At 47.8% G+C, this 17,976-nt stretch carries 16 protein-coding genes; 11 read left to right on the top strand and 5 right to left on the bottom strand.

Translation table 11 applies throughout. The features are described 5' to 3' along the window. Positions 1 to 103 precede the first annotated feature (103 nt). The 4 genes from ACZ5NB_RS02425 to ACZ5NB_RS02410 all read left to right on the top strand — a co-directional run bounded on the left by ACZ5NB_RS02425 (position 104) and on the right by ACZ5NB_RS02410 (position 3,385). Entirely contained in the window at positions 104 to 766 is a 663-nt protein-coding gene (locus tag ACZ5NB_RS02425; protein WP_460231260.1) for a glycine zipper 2TM domain-containing protein, read from the top strand. Positions 767 to 965: 199 nt separating this feature from the next. Then, the gene (locus tag ACZ5NB_RS02420; RefSeq protein WP_460231259.1) at positions 966 to 1,301 is read left to right on the top strand and encodes a PepSY domain-containing protein; all 336 of its coding nucleotides are present in this window, start codon (positions 966 to 968) and stop codon (positions 1,299 to 1,301) included. Positions 1,302 to 1,337: 36 nt separating this feature from the next. After that, positions 1,338 to 2,024 (top strand): response regulator, encoded by a 687-nt coding sequence (locus ACZ5NB_RS02415; RefSeq protein WP_460231258.1) that lies wholly within the window; start codon positions 1,338 to 1,340, stop codon positions 2,022 to 2,024. Next, positions 2,021 to 3,385 carry an ATP-binding protein gene (locus ACZ5NB_RS02410; RefSeq protein ID WP_460231257.1) on the top strand — a complete coding sequence of 455 codons (1,365 nt, stop codon included), beginning with the start codon at positions 2,021 to 2,023 and terminating at the stop codon, positions 3,383 to 3,385. The genes ACZ5NB_RS02415 and ACZ5NB_RS02410 overlap by 4 nt, the downstream gene beginning before the upstream one ends. A 21-nt stretch (positions 3,386 to 3,406) precedes the next feature. On the opposite strand, the gene ACZ5NB_RS02405 is transcribed toward ACZ5NB_RS02410, so the two are convergent. Then, on the bottom strand, positions 3,407 to 4,435 hold the full coding sequence (locus ACZ5NB_RS02405) for a LysR family transcriptional regulator (RefSeq protein WP_460231256.1): 1,029 nt from the start codon (positions 4,433 to 4,435) through the stop codon (positions 3,407 to 3,409). A gap of 1,114 nt (positions 4,436 to 5,549) precedes the next feature. Here ACZ5NB_RS02405 and ACZ5NB_RS02400 point away from each other — a divergent pair. The 7 genes from ACZ5NB_RS02400 (at position 5,550) to ACZ5NB_RS02370 (ending at position 13,863) form a co-directional block, all read left to right on the top strand. Beyond that, positions 5,550 to 5,957, top strand: a complete 408-nt coding sequence (locus ACZ5NB_RS02400) for a putative zinc-binding protein (RefSeq protein WP_460231255.1) — start codon at positions 5,550 to 5,552, stop codon at positions 5,955 to 5,957. 195 nt (positions 5,958 to 6,152) lie between these two features. Further along, positions 6,153 to 6,887 carry a hypothetical protein gene (locus ACZ5NB_RS02395; protein WP_460231254.1) on the top strand — a complete coding sequence of 245 codons (735 nt, stop codon included), beginning with the start codon at positions 6,153 to 6,155 and terminating at the stop codon, positions 6,885 to 6,887. After that, positions 6,877 to 8,025 carry an enolase C-terminal domain-like protein gene (locus ACZ5NB_RS02390; RefSeq protein ID WP_460231253.1) on the top strand — a complete coding sequence of 383 codons (1,149 nt, stop codon included), beginning with the start codon at positions 6,877 to 6,879 and terminating at the stop codon, positions 8,023 to 8,025. Before ACZ5NB_RS02395 ends, ACZ5NB_RS02390 begins: the two co-directional genes overlap by 11 nt. A 241-nt stretch (positions 8,026 to 8,266) precedes the next feature. Then, the gene (locus tag ACZ5NB_RS02385) at positions 8,267 to 10,387 is read left to right on the top strand and encodes a TonB-dependent siderophore receptor (RefSeq protein WP_460231252.1); all 2,121 of its coding nucleotides are present in this window, start codon (positions 8,267 to 8,269) and stop codon (positions 10,385 to 10,387) included. 34 nt (positions 10,388 to 10,421) lie between these two features. After that, positions 10,422 to 11,153: an ABC transporter ATP-binding protein gene (locus ACZ5NB_RS02380; protein ID WP_460231251.1), complete on the top strand. Its 732-nt coding sequence runs from the start codon at positions 10,422 to 10,424 to the stop codon at positions 11,151 to 11,153. Between the two features lie 5 nt (positions 11,154 to 11,158). After that, positions 11,159 to 12,595: a DUF3526 domain-containing protein gene (locus ACZ5NB_RS02375; RefSeq protein WP_460231250.1), complete on the top strand. Its 1,437-nt coding sequence runs from the start codon at positions 11,159 to 11,161 to the stop codon at positions 12,593 to 12,595. Continuing rightward, complete coding sequence (locus ACZ5NB_RS02370) at positions 12,592 to 13,863, top strand: DUF3526 domain-containing protein (RefSeq protein WP_460231249.1); 1,272 nt, start codon at positions 12,592 to 12,594, stop codon at positions 13,861 to 13,863. Before ACZ5NB_RS02375 ends, ACZ5NB_RS02370 begins: the two co-directional genes overlap by 4 nt. A 91-nt stretch (positions 13,864 to 13,954) precedes the next feature. Here ACZ5NB_RS02370 and ACZ5NB_RS02365 read toward each other — a convergent pair whose 3' ends face one another. The 4 genes from ACZ5NB_RS02365 to hflC all read right to left on the bottom strand — a co-directional run bounded on the left by ACZ5NB_RS02365 (position 13,955) and on the right by hflC (position 17,976). Beyond that, positions 13,955 to 15,247: an adenylosuccinate synthase gene (locus ACZ5NB_RS02365; RefSeq protein WP_460231248.1), complete on the bottom strand. Its 1,293-nt coding sequence runs from the start codon at positions 15,245 to 15,247 to the stop codon at positions 13,955 to 13,957. A 53-nt stretch (positions 15,248 to 15,300) separates the two neighbouring features. Continuing rightward, positions 15,301 to 16,479, bottom strand: coding sequence for an ATP phosphoribosyltransferase regulatory subunit (locus ACZ5NB_RS02360; protein WP_460231247.1), 1,179 nt, complete (start codon positions 16,477 to 16,479; stop codon positions 15,301 to 15,303). Positions 16,480 to 16,532: 53 nt separating this feature from the next. Then, positions 16,533 to 16,730 carry a DUF2065 domain-containing protein gene (locus ACZ5NB_RS02355; protein ID WP_460231246.1) on the bottom strand — a complete coding sequence of 66 codons (198 nt, stop codon included), beginning with the start codon at positions 16,728 to 16,730 and terminating at the stop codon, positions 16,533 to 16,535. A gap of 370 nt (positions 16,731 to 17,100) precedes the next feature. Continuing rightward, positions 17,101 to 17,976 carry a protease modulator HflC gene (gene hflC / locus ACZ5NB_RS02350; protein WP_460231245.1) on the bottom strand — a complete coding sequence of 292 codons (876 nt, stop codon included), beginning with the start codon at positions 17,974 to 17,976 and terminating at the stop codon, positions 17,101 to 17,103.

Raw genomic sequence — 17,976 nt, 5'->3', positions numbered from 1 at the left:
ATTCTTCAGGATTCATTCAGGGTTCGCGCCGTAACCTGTATCCATAGTCAGACACAGATATCGACAAGGCAACATTTTCCACACTAGCAGAATGGGAATCACTATGAAAACAGGCACTAGTATTACAACACGATTGGCGTTATCCGCAGCACTCGTCACCGCGTTAAGCACGACGAGTGTAGCAAGCATCGCGGGAAACAAGCACCACAACGAACACCACAACCACCGCCACCATTACGAGCATAACCCCCACCCCCGTTACGCGAGAGTAGTGTCAGCGGAGCCAGTGTACCAATTTGTCACTGAAACAATCCCTAAAGAAACCTGTTGGACAGAAACCGTCTCTCGACCACGACACTCTCGTGATGCAGCGCCATTAGTTGCAGGCGTTATTGGTGCCGCAATTGGCAACCATATCGGCCGAGATGTGGGTCACAACGACCACCATACGCGTGTCGGCACTATTGCCGGCGCAGTCATTGGTGCGACCATCGGAAAGGACATTGCTCGCAAGTCTCGTCATGGCACGATCACTGAGGATATTCAACGCTGTGAAACTCAATATCATGAAGTCCGCCATAAAGAGATCATCGCGTACGACGTACATTATAAATACCGAGGGCATAGCTATTTCACTCGCACCTCGCATCACCCTGGAAAAAGAATCGAAGTAGACTGCGAGCTGACCAACCGTAAACATCACAAAGGGAAGCATCATAAAACCAAGCACTATCACGGCAAGCATTACCGTAGCAGCACCTACTGAGACAACCTTTGTAGCGATACCCCACATGATGGATATACTCTAGGCACACGGAAGTGCCCTGAGTACTTTCGCAAGACATGTACAGCCGGCTACACTTAAACATGACGCCATTAACATCCAAAATGAGCCACGCTATCCAAACAGCGAGGTACCGCACCTCGGCTCCCAACGAAGACTTAGCACTAAACCGGCACCGAATATGACTCAACGATTAGCAACAAAACCTTTCGCACACATTCAACGATATGCCCTAGCTTTCGCGTTCACCCTCGCGACAATGAGTTTGTGCGTGCCGGCCAGCGCAGTGATCACTACTTACGAAAATCGACAAACCGTGATCCAAAAGGCAGGTTTTCTGACACCAAAACGTCAGGCTGCGTCCAACGCTGCGGACGCTGCTAAAATCGCACAGGCTCGCCATGGCGGCAAGGTTGTCAAAGTCAGCAGAGTTGAAACTAATCGCGGAGTTCAATACAAGGTAAAATTGTTACTCAAGGATGGAAGAGTAAAAACGGTTACCGTAAACGGGCGATAAACGCTTACATTCATTTCGGCTCTAAAGAACAACAGTATGCGAATTTTAATCGTTGAAGATGAACCAACCTTACAGCAACAACTTGCTGAAACGCTGCGCGACGCAAAGTACACCGTAGATACCGCCAGTGATGGCAGTGAAGGGCTCTACTATGGCAGCGAATATGAGTACGACTTAGCCATTATCGATCTCGGCTTACCAAAACTGGATGGTGTAAGCCTCATTAAACAGCTACGCAACGAGAATTATAATTACCCTATTTTAATACTTACCGCACGCGATGCCTGGCAGGACAAGGTCGAAGGGTTAGAAGCTGGTGCAGATGATTACCTCGTCAAGCCGATTCACCCAGAGGAATTGAAAGCTCGATTGAATGCGCTATTGCGCCGCTCAGCCGGACAAGCCACACCAGTATTTCGTTTCGACGATATTAGTGTAGATACATCGGCCAAGCTGGTCTGCGTAAACGACACCCCACTTGAACTCACCAGCTATGAGTACAACACGCTAGAATATTTGATTCATAATGCGGGAAAAGTAGTCTCTAAAAGCGAGCTCACCGAACACTTGTACGATCAAGACTACGACCGAGATAGCAATGTTATTGAAGTATTTGTAGGCAGATTGCGCAAAAAGCTCGATCCAAACGGCATACGAAAACCTATCGCCACGGTGCGAGGCCAAGGTTATCGATTTACACTCACCCAACCCGCCGACCAATGACCTTATCGCTACGAGCCAGACTCCTGTTAACGTCTTTACTGCTACTACCTGTACTGTTGGGCATTGCGGGTTTTGCACTGGAGAGCGCGTTTAAAAAAAGTCAGCGCGCCAGTGAAGAGGAGCGACTTACCAGCCACTTTTACCTAATACTTGCCGCAGCTGAAATTATTGAAGGCAACCTATGGATGCCAGATCAATTAACCGAACCACGCTTTGGCCAACAAAACTCTGGCTTATACGGATTCATCCTGGATCAAAACAATCAAGTAATTTGGCGATCTACCTCCTCGAACCTACTCGGCACAATCAACAGCTCAACCTTTTCTGAGACTGAAATAACACCGGGCCTTTCGTATTTTTCAGAGAAAATCGTCCAAGACGAAGCGTTATTTTTTTCCTTGCGCGATATTGAATGGGAAATAGGTGATCAGGAAGACTCAACATTACCTTTACGATTTATTGTCGCCCACTCACAAAATGAATACATCGCCGCACTCTCAAGCTATCGAAAACAACTCTGGCAATGGCTGTTATTTTTAACGATCAGTTTGCTAGTCGCCCAGCTCATTATATTGCGCATTGGCATGGCCCCACTACGTGCCATAACGCGTGATATAGATTCGATAAAGACTGGCGAGAAATCAAAGCTACAGGGGCAGTACCCAAGAGAAATTGGCCCGTTAACAGAAAACCTCAATAACCTGTTACAAAGCGAACAACAACAGCGTCAGCGTTACAGCAACACCCTCGCAGACCTTGCCCACAGTTTGAAAACTCCTCTCGCCGTTATGCAAAATACCATTCTCGATGAGAACGAAGCGCTACAGACTGACTCCACGAACACGCTACGCGAACAACTCGATAGAATGAACCAAATTGTCGGTCATCAACTCAAGCGCGCGACGAGCGCTCAACAGTCACTTTCACAACGAACTACGATTATAGCGCCCATCGCCGCTCGTATTATCGACTCATTAAAGAAGGTTTACCGAGACAGAGACGCCAACATTGAAATGTTACTGACACCTGAAATGGGCTGGCAGTGCGACGAGCGAGATATATTTGAAGTATTAGGGAATGTGCTTGAGAACGCATTTAAATATGGCGCCACAAAAATATCAATCCACGCAGAACAAGAGCAATCCATGCTAACCGTGTATATCGATGATAACGGTAACGGAATATCTCAAACACAACAGCACGCAATTTTGCAACGCGGAGCACGAGCAGATACTGCCACTACAGGTCAAGGCATTGGCTTATCCGTTTGTGTTGATATCATCAGTAGCTACGGCGGCAGCCTTGATATAGCCTCATCACCCGATGGTGGCGCACGTATTCAAATAGCCTTGCCCTGTTAACGCTTCTCCCTACACCGTGTATCAATCGGTATTCGAATCTCTCCGCCGCCCTCTGCCATAGAATCCAATCTGGCGGTCTGTCCGATAATCGCTATAGGGGTCTCCACTTTGCTCCTGCTGCTCCAGCCGACGCACAATAGACAGTATTTTTTGTCTGATATATTGGTGAGGCGCAGACGACTCAACACGCCGATGAGTCACCATCACATAATGGATATAACTTTCTTCTTGTACTGGGAGCTTTATGGCTGCCAAACCGACACCCAGTGCCGGATGACGAGTGATAAACGGCGGCCCAAACAAAACGCAATTAGTTCGCCTAACGACTTCGATAGCAGAAAACATGTGTGACGTTTCAAACACGACTTGCGCTTGCTGTGGTCGCCCCAGCTGTCCCATTTCTAACTCATCAAGATCGGGGACATACAAGCCGACCTGGGGATAGCGCTGCACGATGTCCAGTAGCTCCTGCCAGTGACTAATTTCTTTTTTCGCTGCTCGCAATGGGTGCGCCTGCCGCACCAGCAATACCGGTGGCAGGCTTGCGATAGGATCAAGCGTAAAATCGGAGGGATACTGAGAATGTTTTACATGAATGGCGATGTCTAAATCGCCAACCGCCAGGCGCTCCAATTGATGCTCGATACGAGTGATCGAGACAATTTTGATGTTGGGCGCTTCGTGTTGCAGCTCTTCAATCAACGTTGGCAACACCACCATACCAACGTATTCCGGAATCGCGACTTTGATCTCACCGCTGTAGGTCCAAGGATCAAATTGTTGTTCGACAACCAACCCCTGCACACTCTGCAAGATAGCGGTCAGCTCGTTTTGTATCTCCGCTGCACGAGGCGTTGGCACCATGCCATGACTACTGCGAGTAAACAGAGGATCACCGAATAAGTCACGCAAGCGGCCGAGCGTTTTACTCATCGCGGACTGAGTGATAAACAACCTATCGGCTGCCTTGGAGACATTACACTCTTCAATTAAAACCTGGAGTGCAACCAATAAATTGAGATCTATACGGGCTAACTGTCGTAAATCCATTGGCATCTAATATATGAATTGAAGTCATGATTATTTTACAGTGATGCCACAAAAAGACTATCAAAACTCAGTAAAAACCCTCTCGCACGGCCGCCAAGCAGCGCTACAGCCGATTAAAGCAATGGGGGTAGAGACAATTTATGAAAATTCTCGTGTCACAATAACCAGCCACGTCATGGTATGAATCTGTTTCATTGTTAAGATGACTTTCTACCATTTGAAACATATCACCCCGGAGCGTATCTTTACTAGCAATTGAACAGCAACACCATTTGCCCTCAGGGCGGAGTAAGTATCATGTTTAGCTTAATTACCTTTAGCGTTTACGCAGTTCTATTAGCGGTAGTCGCTTGGGAAGATTTACGCATGGGTTCAAGCGAGTTTTCACTCAAGGCTTAAGCCCAAGCAAACCCCCGTGAGAATGAGTCAGTCAATCTCCTCTTTGTTTTATCACTTCTAGCTTCATTTGCCCGACTCCCCGTCGGGCTTTTTTTTGCCCATTATTTTATATCAGCTCTCTCTTGCCTTTGAGTACACACTGAAACCGGCTCTTAGTTAAAACATCACACCGTAAGGAAGTCTTGTTTTGAGGGGCTAAAAACGCTCACCTGAATCGGTAAGTCAAACAGCGTACCAACACCGCCATGATATGAATTTTATTCACTGTTAAGATGATTTTCTACCATTTGAAACATATCACACCAACCCCTATATTTACACTCAAGCAAGACGAAACGACAGCAGCACAGGAGGGATTTACCATGTTAGTCGCTACAGCATTTGCACTTTATTTTACTTTGTTAGGCTGGGTTGCCTACGAAGACTTGAATTTGGGTGGTCAGGCTTCGACGTTTAAAGCCTAATCGCTCAACTCCCCCCTCGAGGATGAATCGTTCATACTCGTGACTTCACTTCTCAAATCTAGCTTTTAGTGCCCATCATCTTGATGGGCTTTTTTTATGCTCGGTACCAAGTTGGCTCAAAACAATAATTTCTGCGACAAACTGCCCAAAACAGGACAGACAGATACTGCGTCGGGCTGATCTACATCAATTCAAAAATAACCCGTTCCGTCAAAATGGCAGATCACATCTACTCAGTGACGGTCAGCTCCATGTCGAAAGTTATTCCTTTTAAAAAACGAGGCGTACTACCGATTATGTTCGCATGCAGCGGGCCATCGGATTTGGCGCAAGTGAGCAACGATATTGCCATTACCTTACATAATTTGGGTTATGTAGAAATGCTAAGCCTTTCAAGTATAGGGGCGAGCATTGAATCAGTTATCGATAAAGCAAAAACTGATAGGCCTGTTTACGTCATAGAGGGGTGCGATACGAGTTGCGCCAAACGTTGTTTGGAATCTCACGGCATTCAGATCGAAAAATATATAAACCTCAACGCACTTAATGTGACACGCCATACTCATCACAATGTCTCTTTTGCAGAAGGCGCGCGTTATTTACGTCTCGTTTATCAAGAACTGGGCATCACGCGTCGACCTCGACTTGAAATCAAATAGCGCTGAACCCGCCAAGATTCCCGCACCATTTCATCCGGCATATGCACTACGACCCATTTTCTCTTACCGCATGATTACGATATTGATCTACCGCCAGTTGCGATACAATGCCGCCCACACCTTCAACGCACGACATGCATTCTGAAATATCGCAGCAGACCAATCGTATGCGTGGCTAATTTTTAGGTATAGGTCGTGACAACGCGTATCCAAATCATCAACACATCAGAGATTGACCCAACACTCAACCAGCAGTTGTGGGAACTCTACAAAGATGCGCACGCTATTGATTTTGAACAATTCAGCTCACGCCATCAGCAATTAGACAAAGTAGCACTATGTTGGGATAAACGAACAGAGCGCCTAGTAGGCTGTATCGGCATTCGTTTTCAAGAGCTTCCTCTCGATAAAGGGAAGACCGTACCGACATTATATTTTGGGCAGGTATATATTCTTCCAGAATACCGCGGTCGTCTACTTGTACAACGTACAGTCATTCGGCTAATGCTTCACAGCAAAGTAAGCCACCCGTTTAAAACAGCCTACTTTTGGACGGATGCACTGTCGTACAAGCCATACCTAGTGATGGCAAACAACCTCGCAGAATATTATCCAAGCCCATTGTTTGCTACACCACCCGCAATACACTCACTGATGTTGGCGATTGGAAAACGATACTACACCGACAGCTTTCAAGAAGAGACGTGCACTGTGCACAAGCCATTCCGGTTGCTAACGGATAAATCTGTCGTCATTACCGAGCGAGATTTCTCGAATCCATTCATTCGCTTTTACGCTGAACGTAACGCCGGACATGCAGAAGGCGATGGGCTACTCTTAGTTTGCCCCATGAGTATCAAGAATTTACTGCATTTCGCTTGGCGACGTTTGCGCCCGAGGCGCTCCTCGCGACCAGAATATGTTCGTTAAGCGCGTCAGCATTTTTCAAGTTAACCTACCGCTGCGCGCTTCCTTCAAACACGCTTTGATTGAACGAAAAGGTTCCCAATCTCTATTTCTACGCATTGATGTATCAGGGGAATCTGATTGCGTCGGCTGGGGAGAAGCGCTACCTCGAGATTACGTCTCTGGCGAAACTCTCGCATCCAGCACGGCTGCACTTTTAGCCTGGCGTCCCCAGCTTGAAGGCCAAGCCCTCGATAGCTTTGACGCTTTGCGAGCGCACTGTGCTTCCTTTGAACGCGCGTTTCCTCGTGAGCGATGCGCATTGGCTGCGCTAGAGTTAGCGCTGCTCGATGCCTGGAGCCGCTCCACCGGAGATACCATCTGCAAATTTACCGGCCAATTAAAAAAACAAAACCTACAATACAGTGCCGTAATTTCCGACGAGTCGCCACAACAGCTTGAACGGTTATTTTCACTTCAAGCTCAACTCAGACCCAAAGATATCAAGCTAAAAGTAGGTAAAGATATAGCGCGCGTCAAAGAGCAATTAGCAGCCACTCGACGCTTTTACCCCGATGCAACAATACGGCTTGATGCGAATGGTGCTTGGCAGTCAGTCGCTATGCGAGACGTCATTGACGTAATACACCAATTTTCAATCGACGCTATAGAACAACCGTTTTTAACGGGCGCAGTGTCAGCACAAGATCTTGCAGCACTAACAACATATCGCCAGCAGCTACATCGAGATAGCCAATGTCTGTTAGTCCTTGATGAGTCGATTTGTTCCGTCGCCGACGCCAAAGCCCTGATCGACGCCGAGGCGGTTGATATTATCAATATCAAAATTTCAAAAATTGGTGGCCTGCTGGCTGCTTTAGAAACTCATCGCATCGCCAGCGAAGCAGGCATTATTTGCCAGCTGGGAGCTAATGTCGGGGAAAGCTCGTTGATTACAAACGCCGGACAAATTTTTGCGGCCTGCGCAGGCGATCTTATTTACCACGAAGGTGCTTTTGGTAGTTTATTATTAGCAGAGGATGTCTGCTCAACCCCCACAATGTTTGACAGCAACTTTTCAGTTAACGTTGAACATTTTGAACATTCCCTCGGCTGGGGCATTCCCGTAAACCAAATGGTACTCGAGCGGTTCAGCCGTTAGATAACCCCCAAGACTTTTTCTTCCCCTACCCTCCTGACACTAACTTTACCCCGCAAACAATCAAGCAAGCTTTCGGCTCTGCAGGCCTAGCTTCTACGCGAACCTCTAACTTCACCAAAGTCCTCATAGACAAACGTGCGCCATAATAGTTATGATATATTGTATCTTTATGGTGATCTATCCAGCTAATCAGCAGCAAATGACACCGTAACGCATCCAACCCAATTATTAGGAGCCAACTGTGAGAACCCCCTACGCGTCGACAAACGTGCTGTACGTAGCAGTACTTTTATCCTGCACATTCCCATTCAATTCTGCGTTCAGCCAAACCAGTGAAGCAAAAAGCGCTGAAATAGAAACCATTGTCATCACGGGCACACGACAAGCGTACCGGGGTCAATTCACCACACTAGAAACACCTCAATCGGAACTGACGCTTGACTCGGAAATTCTACGCAATGCAGGAGCCATCGACCTGAACCAGGCGTTAGATCTTTCATCATCAGTCGCTCGCCAAAATAACTTCGGTGGGCTGTGGAACAGCTTTGCGGTTCGAGGATTTATCGGCGACGAAAATCTTCCCAGTAATTATCTAGTGAATGGGTTTAACGCAGGTCGAGGTTTTGGCGGGCCACGTGACCTCTCCGGCATCGAATCGGTCGAAGTGCTGAAAGGTCCTCGCGCAGCGCTGTACGGCCGCGGCGAACCTGGCGGCACGATCAATCTTGCCACTAAGCGCCCAACCTTTGAGAACCACACAGAAGTAAGAGTCTCTGCGGGTAGTTTTGATACTTACCGCGGCGATGTCGATTGGGATAGCGCTATCTCTGACGCCGTCGCTTTTCGCTTGGTCGGCTTTTACGAAGATGCAGAAAGTTTTCGCGATACCGTTGAAACGACTAAATACGGGCTAAGCCCATCGGTTGCCGTACGATTTAATGATCAAAGCCAGTTGGTTTATGAAATGGAATTCAGTGACCAAGAAATCCCATTCGATCGTGGTGTTATTGCTATCGATGATAAATTAGGTGTTATTCCTGAAAGCCGTTTTCTTGGCGAGCCGAGCTATGGGCCAATAGAAACCGATGTACTTGGTCATCAAGTAGAATATCAACACGATTTTGATGGTAACTGGGTGGGCCTAGTTGGCTTCAACTACCGTGATACTTCGCTTGAAGGCTATGCATCAGAAAATGGCTTTGCAGCTCCAGATCCAAATGGCGATTACAATCGCTTTACGCGCTATCGCGACTATGATGCCACCTACCAAGTATTCCGCGCTGAAATCAGCGGGAGTTTTGATACAGGAGCCCTTAATCACCGTGTTATTGCTGGGCTCGATGTTGATGAGTTTGAGAATGATCAACTTGCTCGCCGGGATCGCGATACTCCTCAAATTATCAATATTTATAATCCAGTCTATGGTAACTCCCCAATATCTTCGCTCGACCCCAGCGTACAAATTAACAGAGTTGAAACACAAGAAACTATTGGGTTTTATATACAAGACCAAATCAGTTTAACCAACAACTTGGATATACGATTAGGCGTACGCTTCGACGATTACGACCAAGAGCTAATAGACAGACAAAGAGCTCCCGACCATCCACAGAGAAAATCAAACTATTCAGAGACTCAAGTGAGTCCGCAATTTGGCGTAGTGTACAAAGCAACCGACTCGCTATCCTTTTACGCGGCTTACGGTGAAAATTTTCGTCCGCTGTCAGGTGCGACAGACGAAAACGGTTTGGATCCCAACCTATCAAAATCTGCCGAAGTTGGTTTAAAGTTTTCGCTCAATGACGGTGCGCTAGAAGGCACCTTCGCCATTTTCGATGTTGAACAATCTAACGTTGCCACACTGGACGACGCATACGAGCCCACCGCGATCGGTGAAGCAGGAAGCCAGGGACTTGAGTTAGACCTGACCGGTAACCTAACCAACAACCTGAGTTTGTGGTTTTCGTATACGTTTATTGATGCCGAGACTAAAAACGATTACAGGGATGCAATTTCGTACCGTGATATTCCCGCAGGCTCTGATCTGCTGAACATTCCTGAACACCAAGCCAGCCTACAATTGACTCAACGAGTTGAACTAGCGGGCAACCCATTAACATTTATCGGCGGTGTGCTGTACGTCGATGATCGCAGTGGCGAATTTGGCTATCCACGTTTTAGATTACCTAGCTACACCACTGTGCAAGTTGCGGCTAACTACGCCATCTCAGATTTCGCTGAACTGCGGGTAGAAGTTAACAATCTATTTGATGAGGAGTACTACACCAACTCCTATGCCTCGGTGTGGGTACAACCAGGAACGCCAATCAATGGGCGCGTTTCTGCCACGTTTAAATTCTAAGTCGTCTTACATTGAAACGCATCGATTATTAAACATGAAACTACAAACCGAATCATTACATGTCTCCCGCACAGGAAAGGAAGTCCTGCGCGGTATTTCTTTTTCCGTCAATGCCGGGCAAGTCTACGCGCTATTGGGAGGTAATGGCGCTGGCAAGTCGACCACCTTGCTAAGTTTTCTGGGCTTTATCCAACCCAGCGGCGGCTATATTCGGGTTGATGGGAAAGATGTTCACACACATTTAGCGAGCACACGCAAAGCCATTGCGTATCTACCGGAATCGGCGTCGTTGTATGAGCACCTCAACGCTTACGAAAACATAACCTACTTTTTGCAACTAGCCGGTAGCGAAGCGAAACATCAGGATATAGACAACGCACTGGATCGCGTGTCGCTGGCTAGTCAATCGAGACAAAATCCATTGCGAGATTATTCAAAAGGTATGCGTCAAAAAGTCGCAATTGCATTGGCAATATTGCGCAACACCGACATCCTGCTATTAGATGAACCCACATCAGGTTTAGATCCCAGTGCCATTGATGAATTGCATCACATTGTTCGTAGCCTAGCTGACAGCGGAAAAACTATTTTAATGGTGACTCACGATGTATATGGGGCATGCCAAGTCGCCGATAAAATCGGCTTGCTGCGAAACGGTGCCTTAGTCGGCGAATTTTCTGCTGACGGTGACCGTATCGATACCGAAAAGGTTCACAAAGCGTTTACTGGCACACCTAACCAATCGCAACAATCCGTTCCGGCCTAATCTTTATGAATCAAATTCTACATATAGCCGCTGACGAATGGCGATATTGGTTTCGCTCGCAGCTTGCCCTTGGCGCTGCGGGAATATTTTTAGTATTCGTGCTAGTCACTAGTCTGATCACTGCGGTGCGTATGGAAGCAGAAACCCATACGCGCACCCACCAACAAACCGAAGCCGAACAAACATTTTTATCGCAACCTGATCGCCACCCGCATCGCATGGTGCATTATGGCCACTATCTTTTTCGGGCGCCCGCTCCACTCGCGATGTTTGACCCTGGGCTTGATACCGTAACAGGGCAATCAATCTTTCTCGAAGGCCATCGTCAAAATACAGTGATGTTCGCGGAGTCAGCTGCAAGCGCAAATTTTGGCGGTCTGGCTTGGCTATCGCCTGCGTTGGTTTATCAAATATTTGCCCCAATTATCATCATTTTATTGGGACATAGCGATATTGCACGAGAGCGCGAATCCGGCCAACTGGTCTCTCTACTGGCAATTAGCATCAGCGGCCATAAAATCATGGCTGGAAAAGCCCTAGCGTTACTTTCACTTTCTTTATTACTGCTAATCCCACTCATTATTGGCACTTCCATAGCCCTGGCTAATGGTGAAGATTTTTTCGCTCTCCTGATTCTCTTTGCTGCGTATTTTTCCTATCTAGCGCTTTGGGTTTTCATAACACTAATCGCATCGATCGTATTGACTCAACGTTCAGCAACATTGGCCACATTAACAGCGGCTTGGTTTGGTTTTGCCCTAGTATTGCCGTCGGTTGCAGTAAATGTCGCTACCGGCTCTACACCTGTGGCAGGAAAAATTGAAACTGATCTTGCGATGCTTTATGACTTACGCAAGCTGGGTGATGGCCACAACGAAAACGATCCAGCTTTTCAAACGCTGCGATCAGACTTACTAGAGCAATACAATGTAAAACGCATTGAAGATCTGCCCATCAACTTTCGCGGCATAGTCGCTTTTGATGGCGAAGAACAACTGACGAAAGTTCTCAACGAATATGCAGAAGAGCGCATGCAGATTGAGGCCCAGCAAGACACCACGATTTCTCGGTACAGCATATTGACGCCGGTCTTAGCAATAGCCTTTGCGTCTCGCTCAATCGCCGGTACCGATCTGGCACACTATCACCGATTTCAACGAGAAGCAGAAGCAGTGCGTTATGATTTTGTGCAGGGCCTAAACCAAGCCCATGTTGAAAAGCTCTCTTATCAAGCAGACATCAATCGTAATAAGGATGAAGAATCGTCACGTCGAGCGCGCGTGGATGCGTCTAACTGGCAGGTGCTCGACGACTATCAATTTGAAACAGCAGACGTTTCTCAACGCATGGCCACCGCGTCTTACTCGCTACAATGGCTGTTAACCTGGTTAGCAACCTCGTTGATTAGCTTGTTATGGCTGAGTGGGAGGATAAAACCATGAAGAGCTCAAATGCGTTTATCCGTGAAACAAAATTTGCTGCTCGTGATCGTTCACTGTGGTTCTGGCTCATCGTCGTTGTTGCATTATCGACAATTTCTATTAGCTTCGGGTTAACAGAAGTAGCACGACAAAATGCCACACTAGAAAGACTGGTTATCAGCGACCAACAAGATCGCTGGGCCGAATTAAAAAAGCAACAAGATTGGGGCAGCGCGGCGTACTACAGTTTCCACCTGACTTACGATGCCCCGTCAGACTTTACTTTTGCGGCTATGGGCCTGCGCGATCAACAGCCCTGGAAGCATCGAATTCGGATGCTGGCGTTAGAGGGCCAAATTTACGAACGAGATGTCGCCAACCCAAGCGTAGCCCTGATCGGTCGGTTTGATTTTGCTTTCCTCGCCGCATTTGTTATTCCGTTGGTTTTAATCATGCTGCTATACGACCTCAGAGCTAGCGAGCGAACCGCCGGGCGTCTCGACCTTTTAGAATCAACTACAGCGAATACTTTACGTTTTTGGTTAACGCGCATGAGCTTGCGCGCTAGCGCTGTATTTTTATGCGTCACCCTACCGCTTATCGTTGGCGGCCTAATCGCGAGCACTGCGCCAGGCACACTGTTTCTCGCGTCCTGTGCTGTATTTATCTATATCGCTTTCTGGTCACTTATTTGCTTTTACGTTGCCTCTTGGAAAAAATCGAGCGCAACGCTACTGATGACGCTCGTTTCAGCATGGCTAACAACCGCCGTAATAGTTCCAGCAGGTGCACGACTAGCTATCGACCAACTAGTACCCGTTCCATCCGGTGCGGATATTTTATTATTGCAAAGAGAAACAGTAAACGACGCATGGGACTTGCCAAGAGAAACCACCATGGATGCCTTCTTTGAACGCCATCCCGAATGGTCAAATTATCAGCCAGTGGAGAGCTCTTTTGAATGGCCATGGTATTACGCATTCCAACAAGTAGGCGATCAACGCACCGAAGATCTGGCCAACGCATACCGCGATGGCCGCCAACGACGAGATCACCTAGCCGCATGGACAAGCCTCTTAGCACCACCTTCGCTATTGGAACGGTGGCTTCAAAAACTTGCAAGGACGGATTTAGAGTCGAGCATCCACTACGAGAACAGCGTCCGCGCATATCACCAAGCACTGCGCGACTTCTACTACCCTAAATTTTTTAGCGCTGCGCCTTTTGATAAATCATTGCTAGCCGAACTTCCTAAGTATCGGCCCACGCAGTCAGATGGTGCCCATTAGACTTCGGTTGAAACGACCTGCTAATAAAAAACCCGTAAGAATGTCTTCTTACGGGTTTTTCTACGTTCGCGTTCTGTATAACAAATACTGTTTAAGAAAATGGGTTACGTAGAACAATAGTCTCAACACGATCTGGGCCAGTAGAAATAATATCCACGGGCACGCCCACTAATTCTTCTAATCGCTTAATGTAATCGGTCGCTTCTTTTGGTAGGTCTTCGTATTTTTTAACGCCGACAGTGGTATCGGTCCAGCCGGGCATTTCTTCGTAAACGGGGGTGATGTCGTCCCAGCCTTCGGCATCGAATGGGATGGTAACTGTTTCGCCTTGGCTGTTTTTGTAGCCAGTGCAGATTTTGACGGTTTCAATACCGTCGAGGACGTCGAGCTTGGTTAAGCATAAACCGGAAATAGAATTCAGTTGTACCGCGTATTTAACGGCAACAGCATCGAACCAACCGGTGCGACGTTCGCGGCCAGTAGTTGCGCCAAACTCGTGGCCTTTTACGCCGAGGTGTTTGCCAATTTCACAACTGAGTTCGGTTGGGAATGGGCCGGAACCAACACGCGTGGTGTAGGCTTTGGTAATACCGAGTACGTAATCTAAATACAATGGACCAAAACCAGAACCGGTTGCCGTACCACCCGCCGTGGTATTTGATGAGGTAACAAAGGGATAGGTGCCGTGGTCGATATCCAGCAACGAACCTTGTGCTCCTTCAAACATAATGTCTTCGTTGCGCTCACGGGCACCGTGAAGAATGCTCACTACGTCGGCAACCATTGGTGTTAATTGCTTGCCCCACTCCAACGCGTCTTTCAAGACATTGTCGTAATCCACGGCTTCAGTTTTGTAGTACTCGGTGAGCATAAAGTTGTGATGCTCAAGCACGGTTTTTAATTTCGCGGCAAACTTTTCGGGGTTTAATAAATCACCCAAACGTAAACCACGACGTGCGACTTTGTCTTCGTAAGCGGGGCCAATGCCACGACCGGTAGTGCCGATTTTTCCACTACCGAGCGCTGCTTCACGCGCCTGATCAAGGGCAACGTGGTAAGGCAAAATTAGCGGGCAAGCGGGTGATAAACGCAAACGCTCGCGCACAGGAATATCGTTCGCTTCCAGTCCCGCTATTTCACTTAACAGCGCTTCAGGCGATAGCACAACACCATTGCCAATCAAACAGGTCACGTTATCGCGCAAAATACCCGAGGGGATAAGATGCAGCACGGTTTTTTTACCGTCGATGACTAAGGTGTGACCGGCATTGTGGCCACCTTGGAAGCGCACCACCCAGGACACTTGTTCGGTGAGAAGGTCTACGACCTTACCTTTACCTTCATCACCCCATTGGGTGCCCAACACGACAACGTTCTTTCCCATGCTTTTTCTTACCTAAGTCGATCAAAAAATTCTTTGTTAAAAAACAGAAACGGTTAACTGTCTGCGACGACAGTATATTTACCACCTACGTTTTCAATACGGCGATCGCAACGCTGCGGCGGCGAAGTATCACCCGTGAAACCACAGATAACCACTTCACCTTTGCTTCGCAACGTTTGGATAAATTCCCACAATACTGGGTCTTCGCTACTTTCCACAAAAATGGCGGAAGTTTTTTCTACCGGCATATTCAGTAGTTGATTCACTGTGGTGACATCAATTGAAAAGCCTGTAGCAGGACGCGCACGACCAAACACTTCGCCAACGTCGTCATAGCGGCCACCACTGGCAAGCGCGCGACCCAAACCTGGCGCGAAAACAGAAAACACTAAACCAGTGTGATAATTAAAACTGTGAGGTTCACTTAAATCGAAATACAAGCGCGCTTGAGGGTAACGGGATAATAGCCTATCGGCTAAATTTTCAAGCTCACCGATTGCATCCAGAACCGGGGCGGGGGCATCGGCCAGTTTCTCTCTCGCTTTTACCAATGAGGCTCTGTCACCGGCTAGCGTTGGTAACACGTTAATCAGTTGTGCCACTTTCGATTCGCGAATATTACTTTCGATCCAACTACTCAGCTCGGTCAAAGCCTTTCGCTGCAACATATCAAACAGCTCAGCACGACGATTGTCAGACAGCTGTGCTGCCTCTGCAATGGCTCGGAAGATTGCAACGTGACCCAATTCAATCGATGCACTGCTAAGCCCAACTGTGTCGAGAGACTCTAATAGAAGAGATAGCACTTCAAGATCGGCATTGATGCTAGCTTCACCAAACAACTCCACACCAGACATAATGGGCGAGCGAGTTGCGAGAGGGGCCTTGGGTTTGGTAAACAAAACGTGTCCGGCATAGCATAAGCGATTTGCACCATCGCGTTTTAACGAGTGTGCATCCATTCTGGCCGCTTGGGGTGTGATATCAGCACGAATGCCCAACATACGACCAGAAAGCTGGTCCGTCACTTTAAAGGTGAGAAGGTCTAAGTCACTCCCCATGCCAATCAACAGCGAATCGGTGAATTCCATTAAAGGGGGAATAACGAAGTCGTAGCCCCAGCGACGGTAGAGATCGAGTAGCTGGCGGCGAAGTTGTTCGATTTGCTGCGCCTGACCAGGAAGAATTTCTTCCACTCCGTCAGGGAGCAACCATCGATCTGCGTAGGTCATGTTATTTAGGTCTTTCTTGATCAGTTTTTGAAATTTAGCGCGTGCAAAACTGTCTAGCGCAACAAATACAGCATCGCGACACCTATGGCCATCGATACCAGCCCTATTATGCGGAGACTGCGGTCATTAATAGTAGCCATCACAACCACCATACTGCGCCACCGCTTCGGGTAGAGAAACGGCATAATGCCTTCAAACACCAACATCAGGCATAACGCCCTGAGGATTTCCTGCCACATGTTTCCTGCCACATGTTTCCTGCCGCGTTGAGGAAGCTGCATTAAATAAGGGACACAAAAAAACCGGGTTGGAGTCTGTTGGATTTAGGACTACAAGCCAGTGCAAGACTGGGTTGGCAACTAGCGCTAAAGCCGACAGGCTCCACGAGCCCGGTTACCGAATTCTACCATTAATTGCCGTAGCGAGAACAGGGAATTTACCTAGCTGTGATGATTCTGCAGTCGCTAGGGGTTGAGCGGGATATGACTGATAGGAATCTCAATTTCTGTAGACGGGAGGGACAACATAAAGGCGAAAACAGGCTAAAACGCGGTATTTACACGCAGTAAATGAGCATTTTGAGCCTGTTTTCGCCCCCAATGGCAACCCAGATAGGAAATCCTACTGAGCGCCTGACTTGTTCAAATATCGGAAGAAATCGCTATCTGGGTCAACCAATAACAGGTCACTCGGCCCGTTAAACGACTCTTTATAAGCATTGAGGCTGCGCACGAACGAGTAAAACTCTGGATCACGAGTATAGGCATCAGCGTAAATACTGGCAGCCTGCGCGTCCCCTTCACCGCGGATTTGCTCAGCTTCTCGATAAGCATTCGCGCGAATCACCACACGCTGACGATCAGCGTCGGCCTTGATGATTTCCGCCTGCTCCTGACCTTCTGAACGGTGGGCTCGCGCCTCTTGCTCACGCTCGGCTCGCATACGACGGAAAACCGATTCAGATACGTCAGGCGGAAGGTCAATGCGCTTCACGCGAACATCGATGATCTCGACACCCAAGCGCGCTTGAGCTTCTTCGCTAACCTTGTTGATTAGCGCTACCATCAACTCATCACGCTCACCACTAACCACTTCTTGTAGAGTTCTCTCACCAAACTCGTTGCGCAACCCTTCATTTACCGGCCTAGCGATAGCTCGATCAGCATTGAATTCGTCACCATTGGTCGCCGTGTAGTATTTACCGACATCTGAAATTCGCCATTTCACGAAGTAGTCTACTTCCATACCCTTTTTCTCAACGGTAAGGAATCTCTCTGGGCGCTCTGTACGTGATGTCAGTATGCGAGCATCGAAGATTTTAGTCGTGTTAATTAACGGCCAACGCCAATGCAAACCAGGCTCGATTTCGGTATCAACCACTTTCCCGAACTCAAGCATAATCGCTTTTTCGCGCTGCTCTACGATATATAGGCCGCTGGATACATACAACAATGCAGCAACGGCGACGATGATTACAATTAAGCTTTTACCACTCAT

This window comes from Aurantivibrio plasticivorans (assembly GCF_055392955.1).
Note: the sequence above shows the minus strand (reverse complement) of the source record. Positions and strands in the feature narration are given on the sequence as shown.

Coding starts and splice junctions, on each gene's coding strand:
- ACZ5NB_RS02425 (WP_460231260.1), top strand. CDS start 104: ATGAAAACAGGCACTAGTATTACAACACGATTGGCGTTATCCGCAGCA.
- ACZ5NB_RS02420 (WP_460231259.1), top strand. CDS start 966: ATGACTCAACGATTAGCAACAAAACCTTTCGCACACATTCAACGATAT.
- ACZ5NB_RS02415 (WP_460231258.1), top strand. CDS start 1,338: ATGCGAATTTTAATCGTTGAAGATGAACCAACCTTACAGCAACAACTT.
- ACZ5NB_RS02410 (WP_460231257.1), top strand. CDS start 2,021: ATGACCTTATCGCTACGAGCCAGACTCCTGTTAACGTCTTTACTGCTA.
- ACZ5NB_RS02405 (WP_460231256.1), bottom strand. CDS start 4,435: ATGGATTTACGACAGTTAGCCCGTATAGATCTCAATTTATTGGTTGCA.
- ACZ5NB_RS02400 (WP_460231255.1), top strand. CDS start 5,550: ATGTCGAAAGTTATTCCTTTTAAAAAACGAGGCGTACTACCGATTATG.
- ACZ5NB_RS02390 (WP_460231253.1), top strand. CDS start 6,877: ATGTTCGTTAAGCGCGTCAGCATTTTTCAAGTTAACCTACCGCTGCGC.
- ACZ5NB_RS02380 (WP_460231251.1), top strand. CDS start 10,422: ATGAAACTACAAACCGAATCATTACATGTCTCCCGCACAGGAAAGGAA.
- ACZ5NB_RS02375 (WP_460231250.1), top strand. CDS start 11,159: ATGAATCAAATTCTACATATAGCCGCTGACGAATGGCGATATTGGTTT.
- ACZ5NB_RS02370 (WP_460231249.1), top strand. CDS start 12,592: ATGAAGAGCTCAAATGCGTTTATCCGTGAAACAAAATTTGCTGCTCGT.
- ACZ5NB_RS02365 (WP_460231248.1), bottom strand. CDS start 15,247: ATGGGAAAGAACGTTGTCGTGTTGGGCACCCAATGGGGTGATGAAGGT.
- ACZ5NB_RS02360 (WP_460231247.1), bottom strand. CDS start 16,479: ATGACCTACGCAGATCGATGGTTGCTCCCTGACGGAGTGGAAGAAATT.
- hflC (WP_460231245.1), bottom strand. CDS start 17,976: ATGAGTGGTAAAAGCTTAATTGTAATCATCGTCGCCGTTGCTGCATTG.